Here is an 18,583-nt window from a genome sequence, read left to right on the forward strand (position 1 = left end):
ACCCCGCGGCAAATGGGAAAAGGGCAGATGAAAGAACGGTTTAGTGAATCGGATGAGGTTCCCACCGGAACCGTTGCGCATGCGCCAGTGGTGACTGTTCGAAAGGCGACAGGCCCGGTGAAGGGTGTGGTCCTGGTGCTCCACGGCGGCCGGGCGAACAGCTTCGAGCCGGTCCGTGCCCGACACCTGAGTCCGGTGCGGATGGTTCCCTTCGCCGCGCTGGTCCACAGCCGCGGCAAGGATCACGGCCTGGCAGTGTGGTCCCTCCGCAATAGCGTCAGGGGGTGGAACGGTCAGGAAATGTCGCCGTTGCATGATGCCCGCTGGGCGCTGGCCGCGATCCGTGACCGGCATCCGGGAGTCCCCGTCTATCTGGTCGGGCATTCGATGGGTGGCCTGGTTGCCCTGTGTGTGGCCGACGACCCCGAGGTCCGCGCGGTCGCGTCCCTGGCTCCCTGGCTGAGCGAGACCACCCCCGCCGATCCCGTCGCCGGCAAGCGCCTCCTGATCCTGCACGGCGACTCGGACCGCTGGACATCCCACCGGCAGTCCCTCCGCTATGCGCACCGTGCCCGTTCACTGGCGACGGACCTGCACTACGTCACGGTTCGCAGCGCTGGGCATTTCATGGTCAAAAAAGCACGGCTCTGGCACGAACTCACTGCCTCCTTCGTCCTGAAGTCCTTCACCGAGGACACCGGAGCCGCCATCCATCCGGACGGCACCCTGCCCGCCCGCGATCTATTGGTCGGCGACCAGCCCCTCTCCATCACCGTCTAACGGACTGCCCCCTACCACCCTGAAGGTGAATGATGCCCGAATTCCCGTTTCTCAGCTTCCTCGGCGGCTTCGGCTGGGCGGCGCTCGGCGTCGTCGTGCTCCTCGCTGCCACCTTCGCGATGGCCCAGGTGCAGAAGCGCCACTCGGTGATCGACACGGCGTGGGGGCTGGGGTTTGTGGTGATCGCGGCGATCACGTTCGTCACCTCTGCCCAGACTTCGGTGGACGCAGCCGGCGACGACGCCCGCCGCTGGCTGCTGTTGCTCCTCACCGCTGCGTGGGGGCTGAGGCTGGCCGGATTCATCGGGTGGCGGGCCCGCGACGGCGCCGAAGACCCACGGTACGAGGACATGCTCAGCGAGGCGCCGGGCTCCCGCAACGTTTATGCCCTGCGAAAGATTTACCTGACGCAGGGTGTGGTGATGCTCTTCGTGTCGCTGCCCCTTCAGGTAGGAATGTACGCCACCGGCCCCCTGGGCTGGCTGGCCTGGGTCGGCGCTGTGATCTGGCTGGTCGGGTTCTACTTCGAATCAAGCGGGGACTACCAGATGGCCGCATTCCGGAACAATCCGGCGAACAAGGGCAAGGTGATGGACCGGGGCCTGTGGCGCTACACCAGGCACCCCAACTATTTCGGTGACGCAGCCGTCTGGGTGGGCCTGTTCCTGGTATCGGCTGATTCCTGGCCCGGAGTGCTCACCATCCTCTCCCCCGCCCTGATGATCTGGACCCTTTCCAACAAGACAGGCAAGCCCCTGACGGAGAAGCGGCTCAGCACCCGCCCCGGCTACCGCGAATACATCGAAAACACCAGCGGATTCTTCCCGCTGCCACCCAAACCTGGACGAGGTGCATCATCATGAGTCGACTCACTGAGAAAATCGGGCGCTGGCAGCCCCAGCCCAATGACCGTTTCTATCGCATGATCGTGCACACCGGACAGGCGCTCCGGTTTGTGTTCCGCATTCGGGTCATTGTGTCCGGTCAGGAGAACCTCCTGCCTGCGGGTCCACTGAACGGCCGGTCACGGCGTCCAGTCCCGGGCCAGGGAGCGGTGGTGGCGATCACCCATTTCGGGTACCTCGATTTTGCATTCGCCGAACTGGTGCTGTGGCGGCATGCCCGCGCCCAGATGCGGTTCCTCGTCACCAAGGGTGCGGCGGCACACTGGTTCGCCGGACCGGCGATCAGAGCGGCAGGGCACGTGGTCGTTGACCGCAGCGCGGGCAGCGCCGCCTATCAGGGTGCGTTGGAGAAGCTGAAGGCCGGCGAGTATGTGGCAATCCTGCCCGAGGCCGGAGTGAGCCGCAGCTACACCGTCCGTGAACTGAAAACCGGTGCGGTCCGCCTGGCAGCAGAGGCTGGTGTGCCGATCCTTCCGATGTCCGTGTGGGGGTCTCACCGGTTCATGAGCCGCGGCCACAAGCTGTCCCTCAAAGCAATCTTCAGGGCACCCGTGCGGGTCCACATCAGTCCGCCGATCTGGCACGGCGCGGATGCCGACGTCGTCAAGGAGACCGAGCAGTTGCGGGCCGAACTGCAGGACGGCATTGACCGCGGTATCGCCAACTTCCCGCTGGTCCCCGAACCCGGCGCGTGGTGGCATCCCGCTCCCCTGGGCGGCGGCGCCATGACCGAGGAGGAACGCATCGCGGCCGACGCCCACGACAAGGCCACCGGGCGGCACGAGCGTCAGTAGCCGAATGAGATAAGGCGGGCCCACCAGTTCAAGTCGTGGGCCCGCCTTATGTCACTGTTCAGGTCCAGTCGCTAGTCGCTGATCACCTGGGTTTCCGGTGCGCTGACCGATGCTGATCCCATCGCCAGGAGCGGCTCGACCACGTTGACGAGGGCGGTCATCGAATCATCCACCTCAAGCAGTACCGGGAACTGGTGCACCAGCATCGCCAGCAGGGACGCTACCGCGGCCTCCTGCTCCGCCGGAGCGAGGTCGGGGTCGTAGCCAACCAGTACGTCGGCTGGATCATTGGTTCGGGTCTGGGTGTAGCTGACAGCGAACGCGGCGATCTTCCCGCCGTCGGCCTGCGGCTTGTCCCTGAGCACCACTGCTCCCCCGGCCCCGGTGGAGTCGGCAAGAAGATACTGCTGGGCCTGGCCCAGGGTCATGTCCGCCGGATCCCACGCGTGCACCGAGTTGTACCAGGCGGCGACGGCGGTGGTCAGTTCGACCGATCCGGTCGCTGCTTCGTCCAGCTGCGGGCCACCAGCGTCGTCGAAGACCGGCAGCGACAGCGCACCGGGCTCCACCTTGACGATCCGCGACCGCTGGATCTGACCGAACCCTGAGGCCGTGGCGAAATCCGCGCCAGTGCTGCCGGGAATCACCTTCGCCCGCAACTGGGTGGCGCCCGACGGCGACCCGCCCGCCTCATGACGCAGCATCGCCAGCAGCGTGGACCCCACACCGGTGCGGCGGTGGTCCGCCGCGACCTCAATGTAGGCCCACAGCCGCTGGTTGTGGAGCCTCGGTTCAAAGACATACGCTGCGGCGACCGGAACGCCCGTACCGTCTCCCGCTGTACCGGTTCCCACCACGTCTTCGGCCACAATGCAGCGCAGCCACGGGGTGTTCGATGACGGACGGAACAGTGCCCTGGCCTGCTCGACCTGCGCGTTCTCGGGTCCGCCCCAGAGCTGGATCAGCTCAAGGTCGTCGCCGTCGCGCCATTCACGGTAGTTCAGCACCATCAGGAGCCGATCAGTCGGGCGGCCAGGTAACCCTCAACCTTGTCGAGGGAAACGCGTTCCTGGGCCATGGTGTCGCGTTCCCGGATGGTGACGGCCTGGTCGTCCAGGGTCTCGAAATCCACGGTGATGCAGAACGGGGTGCCGATCTCATCCTGGCGACGGTAGCGACGGCCGATGGCGCCGGCGTCGTCGAAGTCGATGTTCCAGTTCCGGCGCAACTGCGCGGCAAGATCCTTCGCCTTCGGCGACAGATCCTCGTTGCGGCTCAAGGGCAGCACGGCAGCCTTGACCGGCGCGAGGCGTGGGTCAAGCTTCAGGACGGTGCGCTTGTCGACGCCACCCTTGGAGTTGGGGGCCTCGTCCTCGGTGTAGGAATCCACCAGGAAGGCCATGAAGGACCGGGTCAGGCCAGCAGCGGGTTCGATCACATACGGTGTGTACCGCTCGTTGGTGCCCTGGTTGAAGTAGCTCAGGTCGGTACCGGAGTGCTTCGAGTGGGTGGACAGGTCAAAGTCGGTGCGGTTCGCAATGCCCTCCAGCTCGCCCCACTCCGAACCCTGGAACCCGAACCGGTACTCAATGTCGGTGGTGCCCTTGGAGTAGTGGCTGAGCTTCTCCAGCGGGTGCACGAACAGCCGCAGGTTGTCCGGCTTGATGCCCAGGTCCGTGTACCAGTCGAGGCGGTTCTTGATCCAGTACTCGTGCCACTCGTCATCAGTGCCGGGCTCGACGAAGAATTCCATCTCCATCTGCTCGAACTCGCGGGTGCGGAAGATGAAGTTGCCCGGGGTGATTTCGTTGCGGAAGCTCTTGCCGATCTGGCCGATGCCGAAGGGCGGCTTCTTGCGGGAGGTGTTGAGGACGTTGTTGAAGTTCACGAAAATGCCTTGGGCGGTTTCCGGCCGCAGGTAGTGCATGCCTTCCTCGTTGGCGACGGGGCCCAGGAAGGTTTTCAGCAGTCCCGAGAACTCCTGCGGTTCCGTCCATTCCCCGCGGGTGCCACAGTTGGCGCAGGCAATGTCCTTGAGCCCGTTTTCGGCGGCGCGGCCCTTCTTTTCCTCATATTCTTCCTCGAGGTGGTCGGCCCGGTACCGCTTGTGGCAGCTGAGGCATTCCACCAGGGGGTCGCTGAACACCTCGACGTGGCCGGATGCCTCCCAGACCTTGCGCGGGAGGATTACGGAGGAATCCAGGCCGACGACGTCGTCGCGCCCGCGAACCACTGACTGCCACCACTGGCGTTTGATGTTTTCCTTCAACTCGGCGCCGAGGGGACCATAGTCCCAGGCTGACCGTGATCCGCCGTAGATTTCCCCCGCCTGGAAGACAAACCCGCGGCGCTTCGCGAGGGAAATGATGGGGTCGAGTGCGGACTGGTTCTTGGCCAAGGTGGTTCTCCATTTCTACAGGCCGCTGGGTGCGGTCCGTGGTGGTGTCCGGCAGGGCTGAGGTTCAGCTCCTGGTTCCGGTGAATGGTCCCGGTGAGGGGTTCCAAAACAGGGGCTGGGTGCCTGCTCGAATCGAAGGTACAACCTTAGCCTACCGAGGCGTATCGGCTGCCGGGGTGTATCGGCTGCTCCGGTCAACTACCCGGGTCAACTGCCCAGGTCAAGGCATCTGGGGTCGGCTGATCAGCGTACCCGGAGCGCCCGTCTCGGCCAGGGCAAGGTGGTCAGCACAATGGCGATGAGGGTGAGGATGGGGCCCGCCACGGTGGCGAGTTCCACCACGGTGCCCGGGGTCGGGAAGACCAGGTCGAGGGCCAGGGAACCGACCAGCTGGCCTGCGATCATCCCCAGACCGGTGAGCAGGACGCCGAGGCTCCGGACCAGCACCGCTCCCAGCCCGATGAAGACGCATCCCAGCGGGCCGCCGAGGTAATACCACCACTCGGTGGGCAGGGCCGCGCCCGGCCCGGCGATGAGAATTTTGATCAGCCAGGCGAGCAGCAGGACCGACGCCCCGGAGATGAAATTGATCAGGGTGGCGATGATTGGGGTCCCATAGTGAACCGACGCGGTGCCATTCATGGCCTGTTGGAAGCTGATGAGGAATCCGGCCAGGATTGGCAGCAGCACCGGTATCAGCCAGCTGCTGAGGTCGCCGGTGGCACCGAACCGGGGTGACACCGCCCAGACCACGGCAGCGACGGCGAGCGCCGTGCCAATCAATCGCATCACGGTCAGCGGTCGTTTCCCTGCCGGCCCGATGCCTGCACGGTCGGCGAGCAGGCCGCTGAGGGTCTGGCCCATCACTGCCGCTACCGTGAAGAGCGCCACCCCCAGAACACCGATGGTCAGGGACTGGGAGAAAACAAAGAACGCGCCGATGGTGCCAGCGGCAAGATAGATGGGCGGGAACCGCCGCTCCCGCACCGAGGGAAGTATCTGCCGGAAACCGGCCCGCCCCCGCGGCAGCACGAGGGTGATGATCACCATCAGGACGAGGCCGGTGCTGAAGCTGACCAGCGCTGCGGCAACCCCATCGTTGAGGTGTGTGCCGAGGGCGCCGTTGATTCTCCCCTGCAGGGGAATTGCCACGCCGGCTGAGACGGCGAGCAGCAGGCCGAGGAACAGGGGAAGCCGGGGGTGGTGTGACACCCATTGATCCTATGGCAGGCTGGCCCGCGCCCTGGGACCAGTCGAACGGATGAAGAGATTCGGAGCCATGCCGCTGAGACCGGCAGGGTCGGGCAGAATGGAGCCATGAACCAATCCCCAGAAAGCGACCCGACCGTCGGCCACACCATCCCCATTACTGATGACATGATCCGGCTGGGTCAGCTGCTGAAGCTATCCAATCTCGCTGAGGACGGCGCGCAGGCCAAGGTGCTGGTGGATAACGGCCTAGTGAAAGTCAACGGGGCCATCGAGGAGCGCCGCGGCGCGCAGCTCCATCCAGGCGACGTGGTAACCGTGAATGGCGCCTCGGTCACTATCACCCGTGAGACCGCTAACGGCGGTTAGGCTGCGGTTCAATCCCGAAAACTGTCAGCTCGAGGAATTCCTTGACGTGGGCAAGCTCACGCATGCTGATGCTGTGGGCGATGCCCGCATACAGCACCTTGGTGAGGTTCGTGTGTGCGACAGCCCAGCGGTGAGTGAATTCAATCCGGTCGGGAGTAATCACCGGATCCTCCTGATCGCGCCCCCAGAAGAGCGGCACCGGGTGCGCTGCGGCGTCGTCGTCATTGAAGAACTGGCTGCCCTCGGCTGGCACCACAAACCCTGAGAGCCCGACGACGGCGGTGAAGTCGCGGGGGCGGTGACGCAGCAGGGTGGTGGCGACGGCCATTCCCATGGAGAAGCCGAGCAGGGACACGCTGGTATGCCCGGCTTTCACCGAGTCGAGCCAGCCGGCTACGTTGGCGACGGTGTCGGTCACCAGATCCACCGAGTATCCGGTGTCCTGGGTGAGGGGGAACCAGGTGAACCCTGGCCCCATCGCGTGGGGGGCCCGCACGGAGGCGACCGTGAGGTTGGGCGGCAGATGGTCGACTAAGCCCATGAGGTCTTCCTCATTGGCAAGATGTCCGTGGAACATGACGAGCAGGGCGGTGCCCTCGCGTTCCGCCGCGGGGCGCGACCACAGGACCACGGGATCCCAGGCAGGCGCGGTGGCGTGATCGGCGGCTGGCAGGTGGGGTGATTCCGAAAGAGTCATTGACCTAGTCTTTCACGCGCGGAGGGTCGCGTTCAGTATCGGTCTGTAACAGGATAGAAGGATGAACCGGAACCTGTACCCGACGCCCGACACCCCGGCCGATCCTCACGACAGCATGCCAGAGAGCAGCGTGGCGAACAGTATCCCGCATCCGTGGACCCGCTATGTTGCCCTCGGTGACTCATTCACCGAGGGCATTGGTGACCCGAATCCCGAGAGCGTGGGCGGCAACAGGGGGTGGGCCGACCGGGTCGCCGAAGAACTCAGCAGGAGCCGGGAGGATTTCGCGTATGCCAACCTCGCCGTTCGTGGCCGGCTGCTGCACCAGATCGTGGACCAGCAGGTTGCACCGGCTTTGGCCTTGAAGCCGGACCTGATCACCATCTCGGCCGGCGGCAACGACCTGATCCGGCCGGGTGGCGACCCGGACCAGCTGGCGGCCCGGCTGGACGGTGCCGTTGAGGCGCTCAGCGCGGATCAGGCGACGGTGGTCTTGTTCGCTGGCCCCGACGCGCGAGATTCGGTGCTGGGCAACTTCAGGTCCAGGACCGCAATTTTCAACGAAAACCTGAGGATCATCGCCGCCCGGCATGACGCGCTGATCGCAGACATGTGGGCGCTCCGGCAGCTGGTGAACCCGCAGATGTGGGATGGAGACCGGTTGCACTTTTCCCCGCTGGGTCATCACACCATTGCCATGATGGTGCTGGAAACCCTCGCGGTACCCCATTCCCTGACACCGCTCGAACCGCAACCGCTGCCCCATCAGAGCTGGCGCGCCGCGCGGACGGAGGACCTGGTGTGGGCGAAGGTGTATTTCGTCCCCTGGGTGCTGCGCCGGCTCCGCCGCCAGTCCTCGGGCGACGGGGTGCTGGCGAAAAGGCCCGATGCCGCTCCGATCTTTGGCCCCGGGATGCCCCCCGGCGTCGGCGGCTAAGCCCTGGTCACTCACTAGTGATCGGTGTAGAAGGCTTCCCGCAGGCGTTGATCGAGCTGGTGGATCTCGGTCAGGAAGGCGTCGTGGCCGATCGGTGAGACGATCGTGTGGACGGGCACCTCCCCCGGCAAGGCCTGTGCCAGGGTGTGGGACTGGCTGGGGAAATACAACCGGTCCGAGTCAACCGCTGCGATGAAGAACTCGGCGGTGGCATCCCGCAAGGCCAGGTGCAGGGGACCGCGGTCCCGGCCGGCATCATGCCCCATGAGTGCTTCGGTCAGCACCAGATAGCTGTTGGCGTCGAACCGTTCCACCAGCTTGCTGGCTTGATGGTCAAGGTAGCTTTCCACCTGAAATCTGCCCCGGGCTGCCGGGTCCGACGAGCCGAAGGGTGTCTCAGCACCCTGTGCCGCCCGACCGAAGCGGTGCTCCAGCTCCGGCTCGGACCGGTAGGTGATGTGGGCGATGCGCCGGGCCAGCCCGAGCCCGGCAACCGGGCCTGTGCCCGGGTAGTAGTCCCCCGCGGCGAATCCCGGGTCCAACCGGATAGCCTGCAGCTGCGCCTGGGCGAAGGCAATCTGCTCTGCCGAGCTTGCGGCAGTGCAGGCGATGACTGCGCACCGTTCGACCCGCTCCGGGCACACCAGAGCCCACTCCAGGGCCCTCGCGCCGCCGAGCGACCCCCCGATCACCGAGTGCCACCGATCGATTCCGAGCGCATCAGCCAGGAGGGCCTCGGCCCGGACCGAATCCCTGACCGTGAGGTAGGGAAATCGGGAGCCCCAGGGGACGCCGTCGGGGTCCGCTGACGCAGGTCCGGTGGAGCCATAGCAGCCGCCGAGCATATTGATGGATACGACAAAATACCTGGTGGTGTCGATGGTTTTGCCGGGGCCCACCAGCTGGTCCCACCAACCGTCTTCGGTCGAATCGCCGCGGGCAACATGGGAGCTGCCGGTCAGTGCATGCTGAATCAGGACGGCATTGGACCCATCGTCGTTGAGGGTGCCCCAGGTTTCATAGGCGAGCGTAACCTCGGGCAGGTGCCCCCCGGTTTCACAGGTGAAGGGGCCCAGACCGAGTGAGCGGACGACGCCGTCAGGTGTCACCTGGGCCCGGTCCTGTTGTGCGGTGTGAATAGTTGTCACTGGTATCGCCCACCTCGGAATCCGCGCTTGCGCCGGACACCCTGTCCGCCGCCTGGTCGTCACCCGGGGCACCCCACCGCGAAGGAGGGTTGCCGTCCAGCAAGCCGGGGCTTGGTGGAGCGGGGTGTTCCGCTCCGTGCTGGCACTCGTGACCTGTTCCTAGATAACCCGAAAACGCAGCTTCGACGCAAATATGTGAACGTCCGTGTATCTGAACGTCCGTGGCAAGAAAGACCCTGATCTACCCCCAGCAGCCCGATAAGCTTGCGCCATGCGGATCCGCCCAATCGATCTCGTCGATGTATTTGTCTACCTCGTCGTCCTGGGTCTGTTCATTCAACTGTTTCCCGCGGTGATTTCCGAGACGTTCACCCTGGCGTTGCTGACCGCTGCGCTGCTGAAGCTGGTGCTCGAACTGGTGATGCGGGTGAAGAAGGCCCTGTTGACCCGCGTCCGTACGGCTGAGCGGGTTCTCCCCCGGGTGATCAATGGTGGGGCCCTGCTGCTGGTGCTTCCCGGAAGCAAACTCCTGGTGCTCCAGCTGGTGGCGTTCCTCTTCGGCGATGCGGTGTACCTGGGTGGCTTCTTCCAGGTCACGGCGCTGATCATCGTTCTGATGGCTGCCCGGGGTGGCGTGAGACGCTTTTTCGTCGGTAAGGGTCCCCTAAGTCGAGACACAGATCACAAAGTGCCAAACTAGGGCCATGCGCTTGGACCATGTCTCATATGCTTGTGAACCCGACGGCCTCGTAGCAACTGCGGGGAGGATCGCCGATGCCCTCGGCGTCGACCCGGTGAAGGGTGGTGTGCATCCCCGCTTCGGCACCAGGAACATGATTTTCCCGATGTTGAACGGTCAATATCTCGAAGTTGTTGAGGTGCTGAACCACCCGGCTTCCGACAAAGCTCCCTTCGGCCAGGCGGTTCGCGCCCGGTCCGAGGCTGGCGGCGGCTGGATGGGTTGGTGTGTTGCTGTGGATGATCTGGCCCCCTTCGAGGAACGCCTCGGTCGTAGCGCCGTCCCGGGCAACCGCAAATTTCCTGACGGTCAGGAGCTCACCTGGCAGCAGATTGGCATCAAGGGGCTGATCGCTGATCCCCAGGTCCCCTATATGTTGCGGTGGGACGACGGTACTGAGGCCCTGCACCCCTCACAGGCCCGACCCGCTACAGTGCGCCTCGATTCGCTGACCATTGCAGGGTCCCCCGACCGGATTGCTGAATGGCTGGGCACGCCGGCGACCGAGCCGCTCGATGAGGTTGTTGTGCAGTGGGTGGCACCCAATGGCACTCCCGGCATCATGTCCGTGACTTTCCAGACTGCCAACGGCCTGGTGGAAATCTAACTGCACCCTTTCGTGTGACCGGCCGACAAGTCGCCACGCGACTAGTCGCCGATACCAATCGCCGATCCAAAGAGGGCGAAGCCTACAAACCCGGCGATATCGAGCAGGGCGTGGGCGATGACCAGGGGCATCACCCGTTTGGTCCGGGTGTAGGCATATCCAAAGATCAGACCCATCAGGACATTGCCGATAAACGGCCCGAAGCCCTGATACAGGTGGTAGCTGCCCCGGAGCAGGGCACTGGTGATGATAATGACCGGCATTGACCAGCCCAGCTGCTTCAGCCGGTGAAACAGGTATCCCACCACAATGACCTCTTCGACCACTGCGTGACGCAGCGCCGAGAGAATCAGGACGGGCACGGTCCACCAGTAGGCGTCGAGCGCAGCGGGCTCGATTGCCGTCGTGATCCCCAGCGCACGCCCCGCCGCGTAGACGCCGAGCGTGCCGACCCCGATGACCATCGCCAGGCCGAACCCCAGGCCGAAATCGACCCGTGGCCGGCTGAAAGTGAATCCCAGGGTGCGGAACGCCGACTTTCCCGGTTCCGTCAGGAGGAATAGCACCAGGAACACCGGAACCAGCGCGAAGAAGATGCCGAGCAGCTGGTAGGTGAGGTCGAAGTACTGGCGGTCATTCAGGACCGGATTCAGCCGGGTGGTCTGCGCAGCGAGCGGCGCCTGGCTGAGCTTGTCGAGCAGGTTGACCACCGCGTAGACAGCCGATTGCCCGAGGGAAAGTCCGAGCACAATCGCTATCTCGGCGGTGATCCGCCGACGTTGGACGGGGGCCGACCGGTTGACATCGTCCGGCGTCGACGTCGTGGACGCCTTGGGTATCTCGGTGGACATGCCAGCCATCCTAGTGGGCGATCCTTGGGGCTAGTCGGCACCCAGCTTCGGGGCGACGATAACGGTGGTCCCATGCTCTTCGAACGACCGCCGCTGAGCGGCGGTGATTCCTGAGTCGGTGATCAGATTGCTGAAGGTGTAGCCGGTCATGGTCGCGAAGCATCGGGTGCCGATCTTCGACGAGTCCGCGACAACGTAGGCCTTGGCGGCGCGTTTGGCGACCATTGCGTTGACCGCGGCTTCACCCTCGTCGCTGATGGTGGGCCCGACGACCGGGTCCAGCCCGTTGACTCCGACAAACGCCAGGTCGAGGGCCACCCGCTGCAGCACCGCGTCAGCATACGAACCCACCAGTTCATAGGAGCGGGGGTTGACGATGCCACCGGTGACCATGATTTTGAAGTTGGGCCGGACAGCGAGCTGGGCTGCAATGTTGATGGCGTTGGTGACGACGGTGAGCGTTGGCTTGTTTGACGGTTCCATCAGGTCGCTGCGTTTGCTGAGCGCCGAGGCGATTGCCGTGCTGGTGGTCCCGCCGCAGAGCCCGATCACCGCTCCCTTGGGGATGAGGTCGCTTGCGGCCTGCGCGATCGCACGCTTCTCCTCGGCGTGGACGTCCTTGTTGTAGCGCCCGGGCAGATCGTAGGCGACGGTTTCGATGGTGGCCCCACCGTGTGTGCGGGTCAGCAACCGCTGCTCCGCGAGGCTGTCCAGGTCCCGCCGGGCGGTGGCCGGTGAGACTTTGAGCTTGCTGACTATTTCGTCGACTTCCACCTGGGTGGCTTCGGAGAGTAGGTCAAGGATGGCGCTGAGCCGTTCCGCGCGTTTCATCCCGCTGGCCCGTTCCCGTTGATGGTGGCTGCCGCAGCGACCGGGCCGGCAGTAGCGAAGAGGGTGAGCAGGCGTGCGGTTTCCGATTCGATGGCAGCACGCCCGGCCCCGATATACTTCCGCGGGTCGACGATTGTCGGATTGTGGTCCAGGTACAGGCGAACGGCCCGGGTGGAGAGACTGTTCAGGTGCGTGGAGACATTGATTTTGGTCATCCCGGCCCGGATCGCTGCAGCGATAACGTCGTCAGAAACCCCAGACGACCCGTGCAGGACCAGCGGCACATCGAGCACTGAGTTCAGGGCCGCGATCAGGACCAGGTCCAGTTCGGCGCTGCGCTGAGTCATCGCGTGGGAGGAGCCGACGGCGACGGCGAGCGCGTCGACACCCGTGGCGGCCACAAAGGCGGCGGCCTCCCCCGGGTCCGTCCTGACGCCCGGCGCGTGAGCGCCGTCCTTTCCGCCGACCTTGCCGAGTTCGGCTTCCACATACACGCCGCGTTCCCGGGCGTAGGTGGCCACGCGGGTGGTGGTGGCAACATTCTCGTCGAAGTCCAGGGCGGCGCCGTCGTACATCACCGATCCGAAGCCCAGGTCCACCGCGGCGAACGCCAGCTCAGGATCTTCAGCGTGATCCAGATGCACTGCGACCGGCACCAGGGCGGCGCGGGCGATGGCAAGGGTGGCGAGAGCGATCGGTTCCAGCCTGCGGTGGTAGTTGACGCAGTTCTCGGAAATTTGGAGAATCACGGGCAGCCCCGCCGCTTCGGCCCCGGCTACCAGCGCCTCGGCGGTTTCCAGCTGGATGACGTTGAACGCGCCAATCCCGGTTCCCGCGGCTGTAGCCGCAGCCATCAGTTCGCCTGTCGGTGTGAGGGTCATGCGCGGGACTCCTGCTCGGGTAGGTGATGCTGGGTGACGGTGACTGCCGGTTCCAGGTCCGGGTAGCTGGGGTGCAACTCGCCGGCGGCTGGCATCAGGACCGCGGCGGCCGACCACGCAACGGCGAGCCGCAGCAGGGTTTCCGCGGAGGTGATGCCGGCAGCGAGTACGACGGCGAGCGCCGCTACCGCCGCATCCCCGGCCCCCGTCGGGTTGCCGTCCACCCGGGGTAGCGACGCCTGCTGGGGTGGTTGTCCCGTCCGGTACAGGTACATGCCGGCCTCGGCGCAGCTGACCACTACGGTTCCCGCGCCGCGGTCCAGCAACATCTGGGCGCCGTCGGCAATGGTTGCCGCTCCGGTCGCTTCCAGAAGTTCATGGTGGTTGGGTTTCAGCACATCGGCACCAGCGTCAGCCGCGGTCAGGAGGCAATGCCGGAGGTGTCGATGATGCACGGAATTCCGTGCGCTTGTGCCTGGCGGACCAGCGCTGGATAAAAATCGGCTGGCGCTCCCTCTGGCAGGCTGCCGGCTCCCACGAGCACCCCGGCGCCAGTGAGGTTTTCTTCCACCAGCACACTCAGGGCATTCCACTCGGTGGCGGCCAGCGGTCGTCCTGCTTCATTGAAGATGCTGGTCTGCCCTGCCTCCCTGTCGACAAAGGCCATGCTCCGCCGGGTGGCCGCCGCCACCTCGGTCAGGGCGTAAGGCACGCCGCTGGCCGAGAGTTCGGAGCTGAATTCGGCGCCGGCTGTCCCCCCGACGGGCGCCACGGCGAGAGCCGGGTACCCGGTCTGATGCACCACTCTTGCCACGTTCAGTCCCTTACCGCCAGCCCGCTGCAGCGGCGCCGAGACGCGGTGGGAGGCTCCGGGAATGAGCCGCGGGACCGCATAGGTCAGGTCGATGGCCGGGTTCGCGGTCACCGTGAGGACGTGGCCGCGGAGGTGCAGTGTCATGGCGCGTCCAGCAGGCCGCGGGCACGCAACGCTGCCCCGATGAGTCCTGCATCCTGACCCATCTGGGCCGCGAGCAGGACGGGGTGGCGATGGAAGGAAAGGTTCTGCTTGACCCGCAGGCGCAGCGGATCAAGCAACGCAGCACCGGCCTGGGCCAGACCGCCGCCAATGACAACCGCCTCGGTGCCGAGGATCGCCACCAATTGGGCAATGCTGAACGCCAAAGCGGTGATGGCGTCATCGATTACCCGGCGGCCTGCCGGGTCCCCAGCAGCCGCTGCGGCGAACACCTCCCGGGCGCCGGGCACGGTCTGCCCGGTGAGTTCGGAGTAGCGGCGGGCGATTGCACCGGCCGACCCGATGGTTTCCAGGCAGCCCCGGAGTCCGCAGGTACAGTCCAGGCCGCCCGGCACCTGGGCATGGCCCAGTTCGCCGGCATAGCCGCCCCCGAGGACCCGCTTACCGTCGCAGAACACGGCACCGGCAATACCGGTGCCAACAATGATCACCACGACGTCGTCCAGCCCGCGGGCCGCCCCAAAGCGCATTTCTGCGTCTCCGGCGGCGCCGACGTCGTGAGCGTAGCTGACCGGCAGACCAGTGGCGCGCCGCAGCCGGTCAGCGAAGGGAAAGTCCCGCCACCCCAGGTTCGCAGATAGATGCCGACGCCGTTGACCTCATCGACCAGGCCCGGCGCGATCAATCCGATGGCTCCGATGGTCTTCGCCGGCCAGGCCGCCCGATACTCGGCGAGCAACCCGGCCGACCGCTCAACGATGCTTTCGCCCGGCACCCCGGAGATGGCCGGGGTGGCGGTGCGTCGGATATCGGTCAGGGTCCCCGCAGGATCTGCGAGTGCCGACTTCAGATCGGTGCCACCCACGTCGATGGCCAGCACCAGGTCCTGGCCGGGACCGGTGGCTGGCTCCGGCGTCGACGTTGGGTCGATGGTGCTCACGCCGGGACTACGAATCGTGGGTGGCTGCGGAGTCGAGAATGACCGAGCGGGTCAGGTTGCGCGGCAGGTCAGGATCCAGGCCCCGTGCCCTCGCCCGCTCCAGGGTGATTTTGTGGATCAGGGCGAGATCAGCCAAGGGGTGGCGCCCGGTGTAGACATAGTCGGCTCCGGTGGGGGCGACGTCGTCGGCGAGGCCAGGGATGTCCGCACCGAAGAGCCACACGACCCGCCCCGGTGCGGCGATCGAGATGGGACCGTGGCGGTATTCCATCGCCGGGTAGGACTCGGTCCAACCCTGGACGCCCTCGCGCATTTTCAGTCCGGCCTCGTGGGCAAGGCCCACCGTCCAGTTCGTGCCGAGGAAGGTGAACTGTTCGGCGTCGAGCAGCCGGGGACTGACCTCTGCTGCCAGGGCGGCCGCAGCGTCGGTCAACGCTGGCTCCAGGTCGATCCCCACTGAGGTGAGCAGATAGACGAGCGCCGCAGTGGCGAACCGGGTCTGCACCACCGACTGCTCGTCGGCGTAGGGCAGGGCGACGACGGCGTCGGCGAGCCCGATGGCGGGCGAATCGACATCGCCGATCACGGCGATCATCCGCAGCGTGCCCTGCAAGGACCTCATCAATTCCAGCACCTCGGTGGTGGTGCCTGAGCGGGAGATGGCGACCACCGCGTCGTAGCCGCGGCCTGCCACGACCGACGCTTCGGAAGCAGCGAACGCATCGGTCAGTCCTTTGCCGGCGCCTTCGCGTGCAGCGGCGTAGCTTTGCGCCATGAACCAGGACGTGCCACAGCCGACGACGGCCACCCGGTCGCCGTCTTTCGGGAGGAGATCCTCGGCCATCGCCTGATCGATCGCCTGTCGCCAGACCGCTGGCTGGGAGTGAAGCTCCCGGTCCATGTGTGCCCCGGCGGGGGCTGGGGCACCGGGTGCCTCGGGGGTGGGATGGGACATCTGGCGCTCCTTCACGGTGGCCGCGGCTAGGTCCGCGAGTGATTAGGTGTGACGTTTCAAGAGGTAAAGCAATCAGTACCAATCTAACCATCCCTGGAACGTTTTGGGCAGTGCGCGTCTTGTAACGCTCAGATTTCAATTCCCGCATCAGCTTGACGTGAGACGTGGATCACGCGAGTATCGTTCCACAATGGATGAACAGTAATGCTCATTCTGAGCTCAATACCGTCAACTTGTTGCAAGTATTCCTGTGACAGCTCTAGCAGCTGCACCACCTTTGGAAAAACGAGGAAACCATGAAGAAATCCATCCGTACCGGAGTTGTCGCAAGCGTTGCGGCTGCCGGTCTCTTGCTCACCTCTTGCGGCTTTGGCGGTGAGGATTCCGGCGGAGACGCAGAAGGCAGCACCTCCCTGGACCTGCTGGTACCCAGCTATTCCGACAACAGCAGGGCTCTATGGGAAGGCGTCATCGAGGAGTTCGAGGCCGCCAACGAGGACATCTCGGTCAACCTTCAGGTCGAATCGTGGGAGAACCTTGAGTCGGTCCTGAACACCCAGATCCAGGCCGGCGAGGCACCGGACATCTACAACGGTGGCGCTTTTGCGGCCTTCGCCGAGGAAGGGCTGCTGTACCCGGCCGAGGAAATCGCCTCACCCGAAACTCTCGAAGACTTCCAGGAGTCCTTCGCGGTCAACGAGGAGTTTGACGGGACCCAGTACGCCCTGCCGTTGCTGGCGTCCGCACGGGCCATGTTCTACAACGAGGACCTGTTCGAAGAAGCCGGCGTTGACGGTGCACCCACCACCTGGGACGAGCTCTACGATGCCGCTGACGCTATCACCGAGACCGGAACCCCCGGTTACGGCATGCCACTCGGCTCCGAAGAAGCCCAGGGTGAAGCACTGATCTGGATGGCTGGCAATGGCGGTGGATTCGGCGATGAAAACGAAATCACCGTTGATACGCCTGAAAACCTCGAGGCAGTCGAGTTCATGAAACGCATGATTGACGACGGACTGACCCAGTCCGATCCGGGAGCCACCCAACGCACCCCGATGATCAACGTGTTCATCCAGGGCCAGATTGGAATGGTTTACGGTCTGCCACAGACCGTCGGCCAGATCGAAGCCGAAAACCCTGACCTGAACTACGGTTTGGCGAACATCCCCACCGCGACAGGTGAGCCCGCGACACTGGGTGTCGCAGACCGGCTGATGTCGTTCAAGAACGACGGCGACAAGGCCGAGGCCGTGACCGCGTTCATGGACTTCTTCTTCGCCGAGGACAACTACGTCGAATGGGTCAGCGCCGAAGGGTTCCTGCCGACCACCATTTCCGGTGCCGATCAGATGTCCGGCGATGAAACCCTGGCGCCGTTCCTGGACATGCTGCCGAGTGCAGTGTTCTACCCGACCTCCAACCCGGCCTGGAACGCCACCGATGGCGCGTTCAAGAGCCTGTTTGGCCAGCTTGGACAAGGGATGGAACCAGCAGAAGTGCTCGAGCAGATTCAAGCGGAAGCTGACGCAGCAGCCGAGTAGCCAGCAGCCGGCGCCGGTGCGGTCCATCACGGCCCGCACCGGCGCGGCCCATAACCATTGGCGGTAGAGATATGAGCTATTTACGATGAGCGCACAGCCCGTGTTGGCTGGCCAGTCCACATCACCTGGACGCAAACGCCGCAAACAAAATTCCGACGGTCTGCCTGCCGCCCTCCCCTGGATTGGGCCCGTCCTCCTTCTGATCTTCGCGATCGTGATCTTCCCCGCGGGGTTCATGATCTACAACTCCACACGGGAAATCAGCCAGAGCGGTATCGATCAGGCTCCGCAGGGTTCGCCAATTTCGCTGATGTGTTCTCTGATCCAAACCTGCCGCGCGTGCTGCTGAACACAGTGGTCTGGGTGGTGGTGGTGGTATCGCTGACAGTGCTCCTCTCACTGATCCTGGCCCAGTTCCTGAACAAGCCCTTTCCCGGCCGTACCTTTGTCAGGATGGCAGTAGTTGTTCCCTGGGCGGCCAGCGTGGTGATGACCACCACCGTGTTCTATTACGGCCTCGACAGCAACTACGGGATTATGAACACCTTCATGGTGGACATCGGGATCCTCGACTCGCCGTATGGATTCACCAAAAATGTCCTGCCGGCTCTCGGAGTGGCGATCATTGTGGCGGTGTTCGTGTCAATCCCGTTCACTGCCTATACGTTGCTCGCTGGCTTGCAGTCAGTTCCGGAGGACGCCCTCGAGGCAGCCAAGATGGACGGGGCCGGGCCTTTCCGCACCTACTTCAGCATTGTGCTGCCTCAGCTTCGGGGGGCTCTTGCCGTGGCGGTCCTGATCAACATCATCAACGTGTTCAACAACCTCCCGATCCTCAGGATTATCACTGGATCGATCCCCGGGTATCAGGCGGATACCCTCATGACCTACATCTTCAAGGTGTTGCAGTTTGATCGGCGAGTGGACATTGCCAGTGCCCTCAGCGTGGTCAACTTCGCCATCGTCATCGTGATCGTTGCGGCTTACGTGAAAATCGTCAAGCCGATGAAGGAGATCTAGGC

21 protein-coding genes, 1 pseudogene and 1 riboswitch are annotated in these 18,583 nt (G+C 64.6%); of the genes and pseudogenes, 10 read left to right on the plus strand and 12 right to left on the minus strand.

The genetic code is table 11. The features are described from left to right. Positions 1 to 27: 27 nt before the first annotated feature. From DDA93_RS08870 to DDA93_RS08880, 3 genes are read left to right on the plus strand one after another with little or no spacing between them, the layout of a single operon-like run. Positions 28 to 780: an alpha/beta fold hydrolase gene (locus DDA93_RS08870; protein ID WP_116778550.1), complete on the plus strand. Its 753-nt coding sequence runs from the start codon at positions 28 to 30 to the stop codon at positions 778 to 780. Positions 781 to 812: 32 nt separating this feature from the next. Next, complete coding sequence (locus tag DDA93_RS08875; protein ID WP_116778551.1) at positions 813 to 1,643, plus strand: DUF1295 domain-containing protein; 831 nt, start codon at positions 813 to 815, stop codon at positions 1,641 to 1,643. After that, positions 1,640 to 2,479: a lysophospholipid acyltransferase family protein gene (locus DDA93_RS08880; protein WP_116778552.1), complete on the plus strand. Its 840-nt coding sequence runs from the start codon at positions 1,640 to 1,642 to the stop codon at positions 2,477 to 2,479. Before DDA93_RS08875 ends, DDA93_RS08880 begins: the two co-directional genes overlap by 4 nt. A gap of 71 nt (positions 2,480 to 2,550) precedes the next feature. Here DDA93_RS08880 and DDA93_RS08885 read toward each other — a convergent pair whose 3' ends face one another. From DDA93_RS08885 to DDA93_RS08895, 3 genes are all read right to left on the minus strand, one after another. Then, entirely contained in the window at positions 2,551 to 3,489 is a 939-nt protein-coding gene (locus DDA93_RS08885; RefSeq protein ID WP_116778553.1) for a GNAT family N-acetyltransferase, read from the minus strand. Then, entirely contained in the window at positions 3,489 to 4,877 is a 1,389-nt protein-coding gene (locus DDA93_RS08890) for a glycine--tRNA ligase (protein WP_019483536.1), read from the minus strand. The genes DDA93_RS08885 and DDA93_RS08890 overlap by 1 nt, the downstream gene beginning before the upstream one ends. A 243-nt stretch (positions 4,878 to 5,120) precedes the next feature. Then, the gene (locus DDA93_RS08895; protein WP_116778554.1) at positions 5,121 to 6,089 is read right to left on the minus strand and encodes a DMT family transporter; all 969 of its coding nucleotides are present in this window, start codon (positions 6,087 to 6,089) and stop codon (positions 5,121 to 5,123) included. A 105-nt stretch (positions 6,090 to 6,194) separates the two neighbouring features. Here DDA93_RS08895 and DDA93_RS08900 point away from each other — a divergent pair, with 105 nt between their 5' ends. After that, entirely contained in the window at positions 6,195 to 6,455 is a 261-nt protein-coding gene (locus DDA93_RS08900; RefSeq protein WP_116778555.1) for an RNA-binding S4 domain-containing protein, read from the plus strand. On the opposite strand, the gene DDA93_RS08905 is transcribed toward DDA93_RS08900, so the two are convergent. Next, positions 6,442 to 7,152 carry an alpha/beta fold hydrolase gene (locus DDA93_RS08905; RefSeq protein WP_207771330.1) on the minus strand — a complete coding sequence of 237 codons (711 nt, stop codon included), beginning with the start codon at positions 7,150 to 7,152 and terminating at the stop codon, positions 6,442 to 6,444. The two genes, DDA93_RS08900 and DDA93_RS08905, sit on opposite strands and share 14 nt — an antisense overlap. Before the next feature lie 115 nt (positions 7,153 to 7,267). Here DDA93_RS08905 and DDA93_RS08910 point away from each other — a divergent pair, with 115 nt between their 5' ends. Beyond that, positions 7,268 to 8,089, plus strand: coding sequence for an SGNH/GDSL hydrolase family protein (locus DDA93_RS08910; RefSeq protein WP_116778601.1), 822 nt, complete (start codon positions 7,268 to 7,270; stop codon positions 8,087 to 8,089). A gap of 14 nt (positions 8,090 to 8,103) precedes the next feature. On the opposite strand, the gene DDA93_RS08915 is transcribed toward DDA93_RS08910, so the two are convergent. Then, positions 8,104 to 9,237: a homoserine O-acetyltransferase gene (locus DDA93_RS08915; RefSeq protein ID WP_116778556.1), complete on the minus strand. Its 1,134-nt coding sequence runs from the start codon at positions 9,235 to 9,237 to the stop codon at positions 8,104 to 8,106. An 18-nt stretch (positions 9,238 to 9,255) separates the two neighbouring features. After that, a riboswitch (SAM riboswitch) is annotated at positions 9,256 to 9,391 on the minus strand. 117 nt (positions 9,392 to 9,508) lie between these two features. On the opposite strand from DDA93_RS08915, the gene DDA93_RS08920 reads away from it, so the two are divergent. Together DDA93_RS08920 and DDA93_RS08925 are read left to right on the plus strand one after the other, a co-directional pair. Next, positions 9,509 to 9,937, plus strand: coding sequence for a hypothetical protein (locus DDA93_RS08920; RefSeq protein ID WP_116778557.1), 429 nt, complete (start codon positions 9,509 to 9,511; stop codon positions 9,935 to 9,937). Positions 9,938 to 9,941: 4 nt separating this feature from the next. Continuing rightward, positions 9,942 to 10,583 (plus strand): VOC family protein, encoded by a 642-nt coding sequence (locus DDA93_RS08925; protein ID WP_019483543.1) that lies wholly within the window; start codon positions 9,942 to 9,944, stop codon positions 10,581 to 10,583. A gap of 41 nt (positions 10,584 to 10,624) precedes the next feature. On the opposite strand, the gene DDA93_RS08930 is transcribed toward DDA93_RS08925, so the two are convergent. The 7 genes and pseudogenes from DDA93_RS08930 to DDA93_RS08955 all read right to left on the minus strand — a co-directional run bounded on the left by DDA93_RS08930 (position 10,625) and on the right by DDA93_RS08955 (position 16,017). Beyond that, on the minus strand, positions 10,625 to 11,434 hold the full coding sequence (locus tag DDA93_RS08930; protein ID WP_243400567.1) for a CPBP family intramembrane glutamic endopeptidase: 810 nt from the start codon (positions 11,432 to 11,434) through the stop codon (positions 10,625 to 10,627). A gap of 30 nt (positions 11,435 to 11,464) precedes the next feature. After that, positions 11,465 to 12,265 (minus strand): DeoR/GlpR family DNA-binding transcription regulator, encoded by an 801-nt coding sequence (locus tag DDA93_RS08935; RefSeq protein ID WP_116778558.1) that lies wholly within the window; start codon positions 12,263 to 12,265, stop codon positions 11,465 to 11,467. Beyond that, complete coding sequence (locus DDA93_RS08940) at positions 12,262 to 13,146, minus strand: class II fructose-bisphosphate aldolase (protein ID WP_116778559.1); 885 nt, start codon at positions 13,144 to 13,146, stop codon at positions 12,262 to 12,264. Before DDA93_RS08940 ends, DDA93_RS08935 begins: the two co-directional genes overlap by 4 nt. After that, positions 13,143 to 14,104, minus strand: a pseudogene (locus DDA93_RS08945) (PfkB family carbohydrate kinase). Before DDA93_RS08945 ends, DDA93_RS08940 begins: the two are co-directional and overlap by 4 nt. Continuing rightward, positions 14,101 to 14,718 carry an ROK family protein gene (locus tag DDA93_RS17105; protein WP_347693362.1) on the minus strand — a complete coding sequence of 206 codons (618 nt, stop codon included), beginning with the start codon at positions 14,716 to 14,718 and terminating at the stop codon, positions 14,101 to 14,103. Before DDA93_RS17105 ends, DDA93_RS08945 begins: the two are co-directional and overlap by 4 nt. Beyond that, the gene (locus DDA93_RS17110; protein ID WP_347693333.1) at positions 14,610 to 15,062 is read right to left on the minus strand and encodes a hypothetical protein; all 453 of its coding nucleotides are present in this window, start codon (positions 15,060 to 15,062) and stop codon (positions 14,610 to 14,612) included. Before DDA93_RS17110 ends, DDA93_RS17105 begins: the two co-directional genes overlap by 109 nt. Before the next feature lie 7 nt (positions 15,063 to 15,069). Continuing rightward, positions 15,070 to 16,017 carry an SIS domain-containing protein gene (locus DDA93_RS08955; protein WP_116778560.1) on the minus strand — a complete coding sequence of 316 codons (948 nt, stop codon included), beginning with the start codon at positions 16,015 to 16,017 and terminating at the stop codon, positions 15,070 to 15,072. 296 nt (positions 16,018 to 16,313) lie between these two features. On the opposite strand from DDA93_RS08955, the gene DDA93_RS08960 reads away from it, so the two are divergent. The 3 genes from DDA93_RS08960 to DDA93_RS08965 all read left to right on the plus strand — a co-directional run bounded on the left by DDA93_RS08960 (position 16,314) and on the right by DDA93_RS08965 (position 18,581). Next, entirely contained in the window at positions 16,314 to 17,561 is a 1,248-nt protein-coding gene (locus tag DDA93_RS08960; protein WP_116778561.1) for an extracellular solute-binding protein, read from the plus strand. 85 nt (positions 17,562 to 17,646) lie between these two features. Continuing rightward, a complete protein-coding gene (locus tag DDA93_RS16770; RefSeq protein ID WP_243400568.1) occupies positions 17,647 to 17,910 on the plus strand; it encodes a hypothetical protein in 264 nt (87 codons plus the stop codon). Beyond that, positions 17,901 to 18,581: a sugar ABC transporter permease gene (locus tag DDA93_RS08965; protein ID WP_243400569.1), complete on the plus strand. Its 681-nt coding sequence runs from the start codon at positions 17,901 to 17,903 to the stop codon at positions 18,579 to 18,581. Before DDA93_RS16770 ends, DDA93_RS08965 begins: the two co-directional genes overlap by 10 nt. Positions 18,582 to 18,583 lie beyond the last annotated feature (2 nt).

It is taken from the genome of Arthrobacter sp. Bz4, assembly GCF_003075455.1.
Lineage (GTDB): Bacteria > Actinomycetota > Actinomycetes > Actinomycetales > Micrococcaceae > Arthrobacter_D.